Genomic DNA, 16,029 nt, shown 5'->3' with positions numbered 1-16,029 from the left:
AAAGTATAAGTAGTTAGAGAAGTGAGGAATTAAAGGTGAAGAAGTTTAAGAAGTTTTACTTGGAGATTACGAGTGTATGTAATCTTGCGTGTAGCTTTTGTCCGCCGACGGAAAGGCAGAAGCAATTCATTTCTGTGGAGGATTTTGCTAAAAGATTAGACCAAATTAAACCTCACACAGACTACATTTATTTGCACGTGAAGGGTGAGCCGTTGCTCCATCCGAAAATAGATCAACTATTAGACTTAAGTCATGAAAAAGGGTTTAAAGTTAATATTACAACGAACGGAACGTTAATTAATAAGAGAAGACATAGGCTGTTAAATAAGCCTGCGTTAAGACAAATGAATTTTTCACTGCATAGTTTTGATGGACATCCAGGTTCGCAAGATAAAGAGGGCTATGTAAGGAGTATACTTTCCTTCATTAGGGAAGCGACAAGTCAATCAGATTTAATTGTATCGTTAAGGTTATGGAATTTAACTCAGGATAATAAAACAAATGCTGAAATCCAGAAAAATAGAGAGTTATTATCTATAATTGAAAATGAATTTAATCTATCTTATCAAATTGAAGAGAAGCTTACACCAGGAAAAGGTATAAAAATTGCAGAACGTGTCTTTATTAATCAAGACTATGAATTCCAGTGGCCAGCATTACATGAGGAAGAGGATGATGGGAAAGGATTCTGTCATGGACTTCGTAATCAAGCGGGTATTTTAGCGAATGGAACAGTTATTCCTTGTTGTTTAGATGGTGAAGGGATTATTAACCTTGGGAATATTAATAATGATTCATTTTCTAACATTATTGAAGGTGAAAGAGCAACAAACATTGTCGATGGATTTTCGAAAAGAGTTGCGGTTGAAGAACTTTGCAGGAAATGTGGATATCGCAAACGGTTTGGGAAGTAAATATGAAATAAGCCCTCATTAAAGCGAGGGCTTATTTTTTTATTCTTGATAAGAATGCTCTAATTCATCAATTAATGAACCAACGTAAGAAACAGCTTTACGGATTGCATCTGGTTTTGACATATCTACTCCGGCATGTTTCATTAGTTCAAGTGGTTTCATTGTACCACCAGCACGAAGCACATCTAACCAGCGATCAATAGCAGGTTGTCTTTCCTCTTTAATCATTTGAGCTACTGCAGTGGATGCAGTGAGGCCTGCGGAATATGTATAAGCATATAGACCCATATAATAATGAGGTTGACGCATCCAAGTTAAGCCTGCACCTTCATCGATTTCTACAGAATCTCCCCAGAATGTCGATAGGACATTCGTTTTGATTTCAGTTAAAGTTGTAGCTGTAAGGGCCTGTCCTTCTTCTGCTAGAGCATATACTCTACGTTGATATTCACCCTCAAGTAAGTGAGTAACAAAGTTGTGATAATATGTGCCAAGTAGTTGCAGAATAACCCATCTGCGCATTCTCTTATCGTCAGTAGTCGCTAGTAAATGCTGAGCTAATAGTAATTCATTCATAGTTGATGGTGCTTCAACAAAGTACATAGATGGGCGTACGTTCATAATACGTTGATTTTTATTTGCTAAATAAAAATGACCAGCATGTCCAAATTCATGTGCTAATGTAAAGCATCCGCGCATCGTATTTTGCCATGTAATTAAAATATAGGGATGAGAGCCGTATGGACTTGAGCAAAATGCTCCTGTTGATTTACCTACGTTATCTGCAAGATCTACCCATCTTTCTTTGAATCCTTTTTCGATTATGGAACTATATTCATCGCCTAATATTTTTAAAGAATCTTGAATGAGCGTGCCTGCGTCTTCATAAGTAATCGACGGATTAAATTCGGGATCTAAAGGTGCATGTAAGTCACAGAAAAGCATTTGATCGAGTCCTAATACTTTCCTTTTTAAATCTGCAAAACGGCGCATATGAGGTGCTAGTTCTTTATAAATAATATCAAGTTGGTTGTTATACATTTCAAGTGGAACCTTTTGTGGTTCTAATAGCATATGGGTAACGGATTCATATTTACGTAAACAAGAAAGTGTTACTTGTTTTTTTACTTCAGTAGCATATGTTGTGGCAATTGTATTTTTATATCGTTTTAGTGTGGAAACAAATGATGAATATGCTTTTCGACGTATATATGTGCTTGGAGAAAATTCATATTTGCTTTCAACTAATGAGAATGAAACAGGAAGTTCGTTTCCTTGTTCGTCTTGTATAGAAGTGAAATCCATATCGGCCAATTTAGTCATGCCGTAAATTTTGTATGGAGAACTATGAACTTCGCCAAGTGCAGCAAGTGCTTCTTCTGTTTCAGGAGAGAGTGTGTGCTGTCTTTTTTGTAGTATTTCTAGTAACGATTTACGGAAAGGTTCGAGTTTTGTTTCTTCAGTTAAATATTTTTCAATTGTTCCTTCGTCGAATGAGAGGATTTCATTATGAATAAAGGATAGTGCAGTATGTACTTTCGTCCATAAAGCAGAAATTTTGGAAGAGTTCGCTTGAATACTTGGATTTGTACGATCAGTAGATTCTTTTAAATTTGCATATGAGTATAGTTTTGTTAACGTCATTAAAAGCTCTTCTTCTAAAAGTAGGCAATTTAATAAAGTGTGGGAGCTAGTATGTAAATGCCCTTTAAATGAATCAAGTTTCTGTATATCATTTTCCAATGCGTTTAATGCAGCATGCCATTCGGCATCAGAATTATACAAATCGGATAAATCCCATGTTAGTTCAGCAGGTACCTCTGCGCGATTAAGGCGATTTTCCATTACATTTTTCAAGTCGTATCTCCTCCTTATTAAGACTATCTAAACACATAATACTAGAAAATTCAGTTAAATTAAAATATTTTACATTTTTATATACAAAAAAGAAGGACAAGCATGAAAATGCTTGTCCTTCGAGTTAATTTAAGAATTAATATACTTTGTCACCATTGAAAATCGAGTTTTTCACGACAACATAATCTACAGTACGAATAGCGTCTAATTTTGTTCCGCCAGCGTAAGAGATAGAAGATTGAAGATCTTGTTCCATTTCGATTAACGTATCTTCTAAAGAACCTTTATGCTCAACGAACATTTTCTTACCTTCAACGTTTTTCTTCTCACCCTTTTGGAATTCAGAAGCAGAACCGAAGTATTCTTTATAAAGTTTGCCATCTCTTTCAATTGTTTCCCCTGGAGACTCTTCGTGACCAGCGAATAGAGAACCGATCATGACCATAGTTGCCCCAAATCGAATAGATTTAGCTACGTCGCCGTGTGTACGAATACCACCATCAGCGATAATTGGCTTACTTGCAGCTTTTGCACACCAGCGAAGTGCAGCTAGCTGCCAACCACCAGTTCCGAAGCCTGTTTTAATTTTAGTAATACAAACTTTACCAGGTCCAATACCAACTTTTGTTGCATCGGCACCAGCATTTTCTAATTCTCTTACTGCTTCTGGAGTTCCAACGTTTCCAGCGATAACGAAGCTCTCTGGTAAATGTTTTTTAATATGTTGAATCATGTTGATCACAGCATTAGAATGACCGTGTGCGATATCAATCGTGATATATTCAGGTGTAAGTTGCTCAGCAGCTAATTGTTGTACGAATTCATATTCGTCCTCTTTTACACCAACGCTGATAGAAGCGATTAATCCACGTGATTGCATATCTCTAATGAATGAGATTCGTTTCTCTGGTTGGAAACGATGCATGATATAAAAGTAGTTGTTCTCAGCTAAATAAGTTGCAATTCTTTCATCAATAATCGTTTGCATATTTGCAGGCACGACAGGTAATTTAAATTTATGTTTTCCTAAAGTGACAGTTGTATCACATTCAGAGCGGCTATTTACAATGCATTTTGCAGGAATTAATTGAATATCTTCATAGTCAAATACGTTTTCCATCATTTACACCCCTAAAATACGAATATTTTATTTTTATTAATCAAAAATGTTCGTCCATAGGATAATTTACATTATTTTTATTAAGAAGTCAAAGGATTTCTTAACATTTTTTAAAAAAGTAGATTTTACATCTGAAAAAAAACGTTAAAAACGAATTTAAAACGTTTTTTTGTTTTTATTGTTCGTTTATGGGAAGGGTTGAAAAATTAAGATAATTATACAAGGTTGTATGTATTCTTTTTATTTTTTTGAGTGGATGTAGGATACTATAAAAAGGTTAATGCTAACAATACGAGCAAAAGATGTTATCAAGTAGTTGAACAATATATGAAATGAAAAGGTTTATTTCTATATAAAAAGATGAATCTGGCATGATTCACCTTTTATGTGAGGTTTCAAGTATAATAAGTAGGGTGATAGTAACGTATACAAAAGATAAAAAAGAAAATAATACAGAATAAAATGAGGTTAATATATGAGTAAAAAAAGTTTTTCTGATTATAAATTAAGTAAGGAAATTGTAAGGGCACTTACTGGGTTAGGGTATGATCATCCAACGGAAGTACAAGGTGAGGTTATTCCAGTTGCATTACAAAAGAAGGATCTTGTTGTGAAATCCCAGACTGGAAGTGGAAAAACAGCTTCATTTGGTATTCCACTTTGTGAAATGGTGGAGTGGGAAGAGAATAAACCACAAGCATTAGTTTTAACACCAACGAGAGAGCTTGCGGTACAGGTAAAAGAAGATATTACAAATATAGGTCGATTCAAAAGGATTAAGGCTGCGGCAGTTTATGGGAAATCTCCATTTGCACGTCAAAAATTAGAATTAAAGCAAAAGACACATATTGTAGTTGGGACTCCTGGTCGTGTGTTGGATCATATTGAGAAGGGTACCCTTTCTTTAGAGTGTTTGAAGTATTTAGTTATTGATGAAGCAGATGAGATGCTAAATATGGGCTTTATCGATCAAGTAGAGGCAATTATTGATGAATTACCTACAAAAAGAATGACAATGTTATTTTCAGCAACACTTCCAGAAGATGTTGAGAAATTGTCTCGTACATATATGAATTCACCAACTCATATTGAAATTAAAGCGGCTGGGATTACGACGGATAAAATTGAACATACTCTTTTTGAGGTGATAGAAGACGAGAAGCTTTCACTACTTAAAGATGTAACAACGATTGAGAATCCTGATAGCTGTATTATTTTCTGCCGTACACAAGAAAATGTAGATCATGTATATAGACAATTAAAACGAGCTAACTATCCTTGTGACAAAATACATGGTGGTATGGTACAAGAAGATCGTTTTGAAGTCATGGATGATTTTAGAAAAGGAAAATTCCGTTATTTAGTAGCAACAGATGTAGCTGCGAGAGGAATTGATATTGATAATATTACACATGTTATTAATTATGATATTCCACTTGAAAAAGAAAGCTATGTACATCGTACTGGAAGAACGGGACGAGCTGGAAATAGTGGAAAAGCTATTACATTTATAACACCATATGAAAATAGATTTTTAGAAGAGATTGAGGAGTATATTGGATTTGAAATTCCAAAGGCAATTGGACCTTCAAAAGAAGAAGTTATGAAAGAGAAAGCTGCATTTGAAGAAAAGATACATGCTAAACCAATTATAAAGAAAGATAAAAATGCAGACATCAACAAAGGCATTATGAAGCTGTACTTTAATGGCGGGAAGAAAAAGAAAATTAGGGCGGTAGATTTCGTCGGTACAATTGCTAAAATTAAAGGTGTTACAGCAGAAGATATAGGCATTATTACGATACAAGATAATGTTTCTTACGTTGAAATATTAAATGGAAAAGGACCACTTGTCTTGAAAGTCATGAAGACTACAACGATTAAAGGGAAACAACTAAAAGTTCATGAAGCAATTAAGTAAATAAAAAACTATCCACTTTAATAGGTGGATAGTTTTTTATTTATGATTCTTTTAAATCATCCACTAGTTGCTCCGCTAAACGTCTATACATATTACTCATAGTCACGAAGGATGTTAGTAGTAGAAATTTTTCTAGCTTTGTATCTTCTAAGGAAGAAATCTCATTTACTTCTGTAACACGGTTATTTACGTCTTGTTTAAAGCTTTCGACATTGCTTTCAGTAAGAGCAAGATAATTTTTGTATAACGTATTTAATTCGAATGAATCATCATTTAATAAGGAGTCATTTATAGTTTCTAATGAACTTTTTATGTCGTTAATGGAGAGAGCTCCCTTTAATTGATAAATTAGGCTAATTAAAATCATATGCTCTTTTGAATACTTTTTATTTTTGATGGGGATGAATAGTTTCCCTTTTGCGTAATTATTAATCATCGTTTTGGTTAATACTTTTTCATCATCAGTTCTCGTTGTATCTGCATAAGTATTCTCAAATAGTTGAACAACTTGATCTACATATAAGTCAACATTTGGAATATCCTCAAGTTTAATGTTTTTTTCTAAATGCAATGTCTCAAGTAATTCATTTATATTTTCCACGTAGAATCCCTCACTTTTATAACTTAGTGGAACTTAATGTTTAATATATCTTTAAATATGGTATTACGAAACAAATGAATTGTAAATGTTGACCTTAAAAAGAAATGCGTATATAATTACATGTAGTTATTAAAACTACATGTAATTATATGAGGGGTGTTATTATGAATGCTTATGTAAGGGAACCAGTTAATGCATTTACTCACTTAGGTGGAGCGATATTATCATTTATTGCCTTATTAGCTATGCTTGTGAAAGTTTCTATCAAGATGCCATCATTTGCTGCAATTACAGCTGTTATTTTGTTTGGTATTGGAATGATGGTCCTTTATACGGCGTCAGCTGTGTATCATAGTGTTGTGGCCAATGCACGTGTTATTTACTTCTTTAGGAAGCTAGATCATTCTATGATTTTTATATTAATTGCAGGTACATATGCACCCTTTTGCTTAATTACATTAAATTCAGCAAGTGGTTTACTATTATTTTGTTTAGTCTATGCAACTGCGATTTGTGGCATTGTATTTAAAATGTTTTGGTTTAATTGTCCAAGATGGTTATCGACAGCAATTTATATTACGATGGGTTGGTTAATTGTGTTATTCTTTGCACCGTTAGCTGAGAATTTAAGTACAGGAGGCATTATTTTCTTAGTACTTGGGGGCATTTTTTATACAATTGGTGGATTTATTTATGGAACAAAGCCAAAATGGTTAGAGTTTAAATATATGGGGCATCATGAAATTTTTCATGTTTTTGTATTATTAGGTAGTCTTGCGCATTTTCTAAGTGTATATTGTTATGTAATTTAATAAAAAAACGCCACATAATAAAAATTATGTGGCGTTTTTTTATTACCTGATTAGAATCGTATATGTTATAAAATTATTATGGGATAAAATGTAAGTTTCTGTGTTCGCATGTTAAACATAGGATAAGAAATATGTGATATACTTTGAGAAGTTTATAATGAATGAAATATGGAGGACTATAATTATGGCAATACTTGTAACAGGTGGAGCAGGATATATTGGTAGTCATACATGTGTAGAATTACTAAATAGCGGTTACGAAGTTATAGTAGTGGATAACCTTTCGAATAGCTCGGTAGAATCTATAAATCGAGTGAAAGAAATAACAGGAAAACAATTTAAGTTTTATAAAGAAGATGTTTTAAATCGCGAAGCGCTTGACGCAATTTTTGAAGAAAATGCAATTGAAGCAGTTATTCACTTTGCAGGATTTAAAGCTGTAGGGGAGTCAGTAGCGATTCCATTAACATATTATCATAACAACATTACAAGCACGTTAGTGCTATGTGAAGTAATGCAGAAACATAATGTAAAGAAGATAATCTTTAGTTCATCTGCAACTGTATATGGTATTCCGGAAACGTCACCGATTACGGAGGAGTTTCCATTAAGTGCAACAAATCCATATGGTCAAACGAAATTAATGATTGAGCAAATTATGCGTGATGTAGCATTTGCAGATGCAGAATGGAGTATCGCATTACTTCGCTATTTCAATCCATTTGGTGCACACGAAAGTGGGCGTATCGGAGAAGATCCAAATGGAATCCCAAATAACTTAATGCCATATGTAACGCAAGTAGCGGTAGGTAAGTTAAAAGAATTAAGTGTATTCGGAAATGACTATCCAACGAAAGATGGAACAGGAGTCCGTGATTACATCCATGTTGTGGACTTAGCAAATGGTCACGTAAAGGCGCTTGAGAAAGTACTAAGTACAACGGGAGTAGATGCTTATAACCTGGGCACAGGTATGGGCTATAGTGTACTAGAGATGGTTGAAGCGTTTGAAAAAGTTTCGGGTAAGAAAGTTCCTTATAAAATTACAGAGCGTCGCCCAGGTGATGTGGCAGTATGTTTTGCTGATGCATCGAAAGCAAAGCGTGAATTAGGCTGGGAGGCAACACGCGGATTAGAAGAAATGTGTGCAGATTCTTGGAAATGGCAATCAAATAATAAAAATGGCTATTTAGAAGTTTAATGATGAATATAAAAAAATGACCTTTGCATAAAAGCAAGAGGTCATTTTTTATTAATTTTATTAGTGAACCTAGAAAAGAACGTTCGCTGTTTTAAATGAGGTGATTTTACAATATCTTATGCTAGAAGGTAGTAGAATGAGATAGAGGAATGTATTATTTTATTAATTTTTTATAGAAATTGAAAGCGTATTATTGAAAAGTATTCCAACACTTGTATCATTGCTAGAGTCCGTTTATAATCAAGGAATCCTAGTTCATGTTTTAATAGGATTATTTATTATTGAAAGCGTTTTAAGTTCGCTCCTTTTTGAGGTAGGAGGTCTGACTTATTTGGATGAAAAATTATGTATGTAGTTTTAAATGGGAAGAAAAATAATATAAGTATCACTTTATAGTGTGGGGAGGTTAAAAGTGTGAAAGGTAAAGATTTTCACACGAATATATATGGGTTATGTAGGATTATTACTTTCAGGGGCAGCTTTATTTTTAAATAGTCTTGTTATATTAGGGAAAGCAGAGATGAAAAGTACGGGTGTTTTTAATTTATTTGTGGGTGCACTACAAATTATTATTCCGTTTTATTTGATCATGATTTCTGACCAAAGCAATTGGACAGTGTATTCATATGCGGCTACTTTCTTATTTGGATTAACTTATTTATATGTAGGTGTTACTTTTATAAAAGGAATGGATAGTAGTGGTCTAGGATGGTTTTGTATTTGGGTAGCAATTATAGCCTTATTCTATATGGTTGTTTCATTTGTTCAATTCCATGATGTTGTTAATGCGTTAACGTGGTTTATGTGGGCATTACTTTGGTATTTATTCTTTGTATTAAATACACAAAAGAAGAACATTAATCAATATCTTGGAAGGATTGCCTTCGTACAATCATGGGTAACATTGACTTTACCTTCACTCTTTTATTTTATGGGAGTGTGGGGAGAGGGATTTGTATATGAACTATGGGTTTATGTATCAGTAATTTCTATTTTGTACTTCTGTTATTGTATTTATAAATATCGAGTACGTTAATATATTTTCTGTAGAAAAGCATGGAATCGTTAAACGAATTCCATGCTTTTTATATGTTGGCACTTATAATAGAGAGGTAGTATTTTACAATTTGCTAAAATGGGGATGATGAAGTTGAAAAAAGTATTGGTGCTAGGGGGAACAAGATTTTTTGGTAAACATTTAGTAGAAGCACTTTTGCAAGAGGGGCACGATGTAACGATTGCGACGAGGGGAGTTACTGAAGATTCTTTTGGTAGCGCAGTAAAAAGAATAATTATTGATAGAGAAGATGGAAAGCTACTAGAAAAGCGTCTAGAAGGAAAAAGTTATGATATTGTATACGATAATTTATGCTATAGCTCGAATGCAGCGAAGATAATATGTGAAGTGTTACGAGGGAAAACGAAGAAATATGTTATGACATCTTCAATGGCCGTCTATGAACCTGCCCTAAGCTTATCAGAAGAAGACTTTAATCCGCACGATTATGCAATCGCGTATGGAGATAGGAATGACTTCAATTATGGTGAAGGAAAGAGATTAGCTGAAGCCGTTGTATTTCAACAAGCAACATTCCCAGTTGTTGCAGTTCGTTTTACAGTTGTTATTGGAGAAAACGATTATACGAAAAGGTTACAATTTTACGTTGAATGTATTGTGAACCAAAAACCTATCGTTGTGGATCATGTAGATGGAACTTTGTCATTTATACATGAAAAAGAGGCAGGAGAGTTTCTAGCTTGGTGCGGAATGGAAAATGTGAAAGGGCCAATTAACGCCTGTAGTAACGGGGTAGTTTCTACGGAAGAAATTATTCATTTCATAGAAGAGAAGACAGGAATAAAAGCACTCATTCAGAAAGCTGGGGAAAATATAGCTCCTTATAATGAGGTAACTAACTGTACATTACATAATGGAAAGGCTCGTGAATTCGGATTTTTGTTCCGAGAGCTGAAACTAGAAATGAAAAATGTTTTAAAACATTATATAAATACAATGAAGTAATCATAAATCCCCCGGTGGCAATCCGGGGGATTCTGGAGGATTTCGACAATACTGATTTTACATTACCAAATTTACCTTATACGTACGACTAATGTTTTTGTGATTGAATTGCTTGTAAATACTTCTCGTTTACTTGGTCCCAGTTTACTGTATGCCACCAGTTGGTAACAAACTCTGGGCGCCTATTTTGATACTTTAAATAATAAGCATGTTCCCATACATCAATTACGAGTAAGGGGATTTTCCCTTCTTGCAAAGGCGTATCTTGATTTGGTGTACTCATAACAGAGAGTTCCTCACCGTCAAGAACAAGCCATCCATAGCCACTTCCAAAACGACTAATAGCTGCTTTGGAAAGTTGATCTTTTAAGTTGTCAAAGGTATTGAAATAATAATCAATTACTTTTGCAACGTCTCCATTAGGCTCACCGCCACCTCGTGGGCTCATCACTTCCCAAAAAAGACTATGACAATAGTGACCACCACCGTTATTTCGTACAGCTGTAACAATTTCCTTCGGTAAAGTATCTAAATTACATAGCAATTCTTCTAAAGATTTATTATGTAATTCAGTATAATTTTCTAAAGTAGCATTTAAATTGTTTACGTATGTCGCATGGTGCTTTCCATGATGAATGGAAAGTGTATTGCTATCAATATGTGGCTCTAGTTCATCATAGTCATATGAAAGATTTGGCAATTGAAATGAAGACATAACATTACCTCCTTTCCACTTAAAAAGTTGGTCTAGGTAAAAATACTTTACCTGAGTCAAAAATACACCCATTTTCCATATAAGTCAATAGTAAGTCCATTAATTTTCTAAAAAATATTACAATAAAAGTAACACTCTCACTTTCATTTGTGACTCCTATCCTTTTTGCTTATACTGTAAAGTAGCAGGGTTTTGTTGAAATAGAAGGAGATTGTTTATGAGTAAAACGAAACAATTAATAGAGGAAGCAAGTAATTTTATTACGATTTGTTATAAGGAGCTTCATAAAGAACAATTGATAGAAGAACGTATAAAAGAAATTCAAATTGAGATAGAGAAGACAGGGACATATGAGCATACATTTGAAGAACTTGTTCATGGTTCACGAATGGCATGGCGTAACAGTAATAGATGTATTGGAAGACTATTTTGGAGTAAGATGCACATATTAGATGCGCGCGAAGTAAATGATGAAGAGGGTGTATATAATGCATTAATTCATCATATTAAATATGCAACGAACGACGGGAAAGTTAAACCAACCATTACGATTTTTAAGCAATATCAAGGTGAAGAAAATAATATAAGAATTTATAATCACCAATTGATTCGATATGCAGGATATAAAACAGAAACGGGAGTGATTGGTGATTCTCATTCCGCTACATTTACGGACTTTTGTCAGGGGCTTGGTTGGCAAGGAGAAGGTACGAATTTCGATGTATTGCCACTTGTGTTCTCTATAAACGGGAAGGCGCCTACATATAAAGAAATTCCGAGAGAAGAAGTAAAAGAAGTGCCAATTGAACACCCAGAATACCCTATTTCATCACTTGGAGTAAAATGGTATGGTGTTCCAATGATTTCAGATATGCGTTTAGAAATTGGCGGTATTTCTTATACAGCCGCTCCGTTCAATGGATGGTATATGGGAACAGAAATTGGGGCGCGCAACTTAGCAGATCATGATCGTTATAATTTACTTCCGGCTGTTGCGGAGATGATGGATTTAGATACATCGAGAAACGGTACCTTATGGAAAGATAAGGCGCTAATTGAGTTGAATATTGCCGTACTACACTCCTTTAAAAAACAAGGAGTTAGTATTGTTGATCACCATACTGCTGCACAACAATTTCAGCAATTTGAGAAGCAAGAAGCTGCTTGTGGTCGTGTTGTAACAGGTAATTGGGTATGGCTTATTCCGCCATTATCTCCAGCTACCACTCACATTTATCATAAACCGTATCCGAATGAAATTTTGAAGCCAAATTTCTTTCATAAATAATATTTAGTGTAGGTTTTTTCTGTGAAATATAATTTTTTTTAATTACTGTTATGTAGCAAATGGAAGCCTTTACTCTCGGTTATTTTTGGAAGAGGCTTTTTGAACCAAGGAGTACCTTATGTTATAATCAAATTTCTGTTTCGAAGACCTTATAGAAATATAAGGTCTTTTGTTTTGCTTTTTTATGTAAGAGGAAGAGAATTTTTCTTTTTAATAAGGGATTTGGCATATTTTTAGGGACAACATAAGTATGTGGGAAATCGATAAAATGTTATGCATATATAATTATTATGTTTTGGGTTTAAACAATAAAACATAATAAAGTTGTTTTTTTAGATTGCTGAGGAAGGAGGAAGTATAAATGAGGATGAAGAGTCGAAAAACTGATTGGCCTGTATTTATTATTAGTGGTGGTTCACTTTTATTATTTGTAATTGCAGTTTTTTTGAACAAGGATTATGTAGAGAGTGCGATTAATAAAAGTTTCGCTTTTTCAATTAAATATTTCGGTGCCTTCTGGCAAGTTTTATTATTAGGTACATTTATTGTTGCGATGTGTATGGCTTTCTCCAAATATGGGAGAGTTAAGCTTGGGGGATTAGAAAAACCTGAGATTAGTACGGCAAAATGGCTTGCTATTATTATGTCTACATTACTTGCTGGAGGTGGCGTTTTTTGGGCAGCAGCAGAGCCAATGTATCATTTGATGACGGTGCCACCAATACATGATGGTATATCTGCTGGAACGAAAGAAGCAGTCATGCCTGCTTTAGCACAAAGTTATATGCATTGGGGATTTTTAGCATGGACGATTTTAGGTACAATTAGTGCGGTAGTTATGATGTATGGACATTATCATAAAGATATGCCGCTAAAACCTCGAACACTTTTATATCCTATTTTTGGGGAAAAATTAAGAAAGAGCCTGCTTGGAACGATAATTGATGCAGCTGCAATTATTGCAGTAGCTGCAGGTACAATTGGCCCAATTGGATTTTTAGGTTTACAAGCAAGTTATGGATTACAAGAATTATTTGGAGTTTCTGATGTGTTTACTACTCAATTAGCAATTATTGTTTGTGTGGTGGCCGTGTCTACCATATCGGCAGTAACAGGTATTGATAAAGGGATTCAAATTATAAGTAATTTAAATGTTAGATTAGCAATTGTGTTAATGGCATTCATATTACTATTTGGGCCAGGTGGATTTATTATTGATTCGTTTGTTTCTTCGTTTGGATTTTATGTAAATGAGTTTATACCGATGAGCACATACCGTGGTGATACAAGTTGGTTAGGATCTTGGACAATCTTTTTCTGGGGATGGTTTATTGGATACGGACCAATGATGGCAATTTTAGTGAGTCGAATTTCAAGAGGGAGAACGATTCGAGAAATCATCGTTGCAATTGGAATTATCGCACCTATTATTACAACATTTTGGTTTACTATATTAGGTGGATCAGGCGTGTTTTATGAGTTGATGAATCCTGGGTCTATCTCGGACGCATTAAGTGAATCTGGTATGCCGGCAGCTATGATTGCAATTACAGGGCAATTGCCACTTTCTAATATTATTGGACCAGCATTTCTTTTATTAACAATTTTATTTGTAGTGACAACAGGAGATTCAATGGCGTATTCCATTTCAATGGCAGTGACTGGAGACGGAGATCCTAGAATTAGTTTGCGAATTTTTTGGTCGCTTATTATGGGCGCAGTTGCAGCGATCCTTTTATATATGGGTGAAGGAAGTATTAATGCGCTACAATCGTTTATCGTGGTGACGGCAGTTCCGGTATCAATTTTGTTATTCCCAATGCTATGGTTAGCGCCTAAAGTTGCGGGAGAATTAGCATTAAAACAAGGTATTGTAAAAGAAGAAGATAAAACTGCATTCTTATTTCAGAAGGCTAGTAAATCAAAATAAATAAAAACGTAAAAGAGGAAGCATCTTAAATGAGATGCTTCCTCTTTTACGTTTAATCTAATACTTTTCCCTTTGTTTCTGGTACACATAGTAGCATTGTAATTAACCCGATTGGGTAGATGATAAAAATCAAGGACAATGCTCCAAGTAGATTGCCACCTGTAGCAAGTAAGCCAATAATAACAGGCCCAAATCCAGCTAATCCACGTCCTGTACCGAAAATAAAGTTTTCGGCGGTAGAGCGAGCTTCAGCAGGATAGTTTTCAGCTAAAATTGCTCCAAATCCTCCCATCATTCCATTTGCAAAGAATCCAAGCAATGCACTTCCCCATAATAATAATGTTGAATCTGTGAATAAGAAGAAGTAAATGAGACAGTATACTGTACCGCCAATATAATAGATTGCAAAAGTTTTACGGCGACCAATTTTATCAGCTAGAATACCAAAGATTGCAATTCCAATTAGCATACCGATGGTAGAAATGAACATCCAGCCACTTGCTTTTGCTAATGTATAGTTATATTTATTTGCTAAAATAGTGGGCATCCATGTGAAGATTCCGTAATATCCGAAGTTTTGGATGAACGACATAATAATAAGACCAATTGTTGTAATTGTTACTTTTTTATTGGCAAATAACTTTCGAAGTGGAAATTTTTTTATATGTTTTAGTTGTTCTGCTTCAGTAGTTGTTAATTTACCTGCAGCTTCTTTTTGCAATAGTTCCTTTTTGTAGCGTTGTTTTTGCTCCCATATTTTCGGTTCACTTAAACTTTTACGGACATAGACAGCTAGTAAAGCTGGAATTAATCCAAATAAGAAAACGGCTCTCCATCCAAAGTGTGGGACAATAAATGCTGGAAGGAGTGAAGCTATCAGTACACCAAATTGCCATCCAAGTGCAACAACAGATGTCGCTTTAGCGCGCATTTCTTTAGACCATGTTTCTGTTACGATGGCCATTCCGATTCCGAATTCACCACCAACTCCCATTCCAACTAAAAAGCGCAGAATTAATAATTGCCAGTAGTCTGTTGCGAAATAAATGAGTGCGGTTGCTAGTGAAAACAGTAAGATTGTGAAGGCCATTGTACGAATACGGCCAAATAAATCAGCAATAAATCCAAATAAATAAGAACCAATTAACATTCCTATTGTGGTAGCTAAAGTTAAGTTTCCACCTTCAACAGGACTTAAGTGAAACTCTTTTAAAATATAGACAAGTACGAAAGATAATAGCAACATATCTAAACCTTCTGCTGCATATCCTAGCGCAGAACCAAATAATGTTTTATATCTTTTCGCTTTTGTCTCCTCTGTTGTTTGTTGTACATCAGTAGTGACGTTCATTATTACTCCTCCTTATTTTCTACAGTCGCTATGGAAGAATAACAAAAGGCCTTCTCACCTGATATGATGAGAAGGCCAAAAAAGCATACGTATCCCCAAGAAAAGAACATACGTATATTGTATTCCGACTTCCTTCTCAACCTCACGGGGTTGGGTTAAAGGACTGTATTATATTACTTTATTTTTAGCACTCTTCTATATGTATTGTCAAATAAAGAGGAAGTTATTATGTGTAAAATATTTCAAAAAACATTTCATTCTTCTTGACGCCGACTTCATTATTTTCCCATAATAAA

13 protein-coding genes are annotated in these 16,029 nt (G+C 34.5%); 8 read left to right on the top strand and 5 right to left on the bottom strand.

All coding sequences use genetic code 11. From position 1 onward, the window contains the following. Nucleotides 1-35 precede the first annotated feature (35 nt). Nucleotides 36-914: a radical SAM/SPASM domain-containing protein gene (locus V7S45_RS26925; RefSeq protein ID WP_342761617.1), complete on the top strand. Its 879-nt coding sequence runs from the start codon at nucleotides 36-38 to the stop codon at nucleotides 912-914. Between the two features lie 39 nt (nucleotides 915-953). On the opposite strand, the gene pepF is transcribed toward V7S45_RS26925, so the two are convergent. Next, a complete protein-coding gene (pepF, locus tag V7S45_RS26920) occupies nucleotides 954-2,771 on the bottom strand; it encodes an oligoendopeptidase F (protein ID WP_342761616.1) in 1,818 nt (605 codons plus the stop codon). A gap of 136 nt (nucleotides 2,772-2,907) precedes the next feature. After that, complete coding sequence (gene guaC, locus V7S45_RS26915) at nucleotides 2,908-3,891, bottom strand: GMP reductase (RefSeq protein WP_000432447.1); 984 nt, start codon at nucleotides 3,889-3,891, stop codon at nucleotides 2,908-2,910. A 475-nt stretch (nucleotides 3,892-4,366) separates the two neighbouring features. Between guaC and dbpA the strand changes: the two genes are divergently transcribed. Continuing rightward, nucleotides 4,367-5,812, top strand: a complete 1,446-nt coding sequence (gene dbpA, locus V7S45_RS26910; protein WP_000039350.1) for an ATP-dependent RNA helicase DbpA — start codon at nucleotides 4,367-4,369, stop codon at nucleotides 5,810-5,812. Nucleotides 5,813-5,852: 40 nt separating this feature from the next. On the opposite strand, the gene V7S45_RS26905 is transcribed toward dbpA, so the two are convergent. Then, the gene (locus V7S45_RS26905; RefSeq protein WP_000427879.1) at nucleotides 5,853-6,413 is read right to left on the bottom strand and encodes a DUF1836 domain-containing protein; all 561 of its coding nucleotides are present in this window, start codon (nucleotides 6,411-6,413) and stop codon (nucleotides 5,853-5,855) included. Nucleotides 6,414-6,577: 164 nt separating this feature from the next. Here V7S45_RS26905 and V7S45_RS26900 point away from each other — a divergent pair, with 164 nt between their 5' ends. The 4 genes from V7S45_RS26900 to V7S45_RS26885 all read left to right on the top strand — a co-directional run bounded on the left by V7S45_RS26900 (nucleotide 6,578) and on the right by V7S45_RS26885 (nucleotide 10,449). Further along, complete coding sequence (locus V7S45_RS26900; protein ID WP_342761615.1) at nucleotides 6,578-7,225, top strand: hemolysin III family protein; 648 nt, start codon at nucleotides 6,578-6,580, stop codon at nucleotides 7,223-7,225. Nucleotides 7,226-7,409: 184 nt separating this feature from the next. Continuing rightward, entirely contained in the window at nucleotides 7,410-8,426 is a 1,017-nt protein-coding gene (galE, locus tag V7S45_RS26895; RefSeq protein WP_000996540.1) for a UDP-glucose 4-epimerase GalE, read from the top strand. A 445-nt stretch (nucleotides 8,427-8,871) separates the two neighbouring features. Further along, nucleotides 8,872-9,462: an AmiS/UreI family transporter gene (locus V7S45_RS26890; RefSeq protein WP_000542578.1), complete on the top strand. Its 591-nt coding sequence runs from the start codon at nucleotides 8,872-8,874 to the stop codon at nucleotides 9,460-9,462. Between the two features lie 99 nt (nucleotides 9,463-9,561). Beyond that, the gene (locus V7S45_RS26885) at nucleotides 9,562-10,449 is read left to right on the top strand and encodes an NAD-dependent epimerase/dehydratase family protein (RefSeq protein ID WP_342761614.1); all 888 of its coding nucleotides are present in this window, start codon (nucleotides 9,562-9,564) and stop codon (nucleotides 10,447-10,449) included. 88 nt (nucleotides 10,450-10,537) lie between these two features. On the opposite strand, the gene sodA is transcribed toward V7S45_RS26885, so the two are convergent. Continuing rightward, nucleotides 10,538-11,164 (bottom strand): superoxide dismutase [Mn], encoded by a 627-nt coding sequence (gene sodA / locus V7S45_RS26880; protein WP_342761613.1) that lies wholly within the window; start codon nucleotides 11,162-11,164, stop codon nucleotides 10,538-10,540. Nucleotides 11,165-11,381: 217 nt separating this feature from the next. On the opposite strand from sodA, the gene V7S45_RS26875 reads away from it, so the two are divergent. Then, nucleotides 11,382-12,452 carry a nitric oxide synthase oxygenase gene (locus tag V7S45_RS26875; RefSeq protein ID WP_000047627.1) on the top strand — a complete coding sequence of 357 codons (1,071 nt, stop codon included), beginning with the start codon at nucleotides 11,382-11,384 and terminating at the stop codon, nucleotides 12,450-12,452. Nucleotides 12,453-12,813: 361 nt separating this feature from the next. Then, a complete protein-coding gene (locus tag V7S45_RS26870) occupies nucleotides 12,814-14,382 on the top strand; it encodes a BCCT family transporter (protein ID WP_001242445.1) in 1,569 nt (522 codons plus the stop codon). 52 nt (nucleotides 14,383-14,434) lie between these two features. Here the strand turns inward: V7S45_RS26870 and V7S45_RS26865 are convergent, their stop codons facing one another. After that, the gene (locus V7S45_RS26865; RefSeq protein WP_001103412.1) at nucleotides 14,435-15,733 is read right to left on the bottom strand and encodes an MFS transporter; all 1,299 of its coding nucleotides are present in this window, start codon (nucleotides 15,731-15,733) and stop codon (nucleotides 14,435-14,437) included. Nucleotides 15,734-16,029 lie beyond the last annotated feature (296 nt).

The sequence above is a fragment of the Bacillus sp. BR3(2024) genome (assembly GCF_039134555.1).
Lineage (GTDB): Bacteria > Bacillota > Bacilli > Bacillales > Bacillaceae_G > Bacillus_A > Bacillus_A cereus.
The sequence above is the reverse complement of the archived record's forward strand: the minus strand, read 5'-3'. Positions and strand labels throughout refer to the sequence as shown.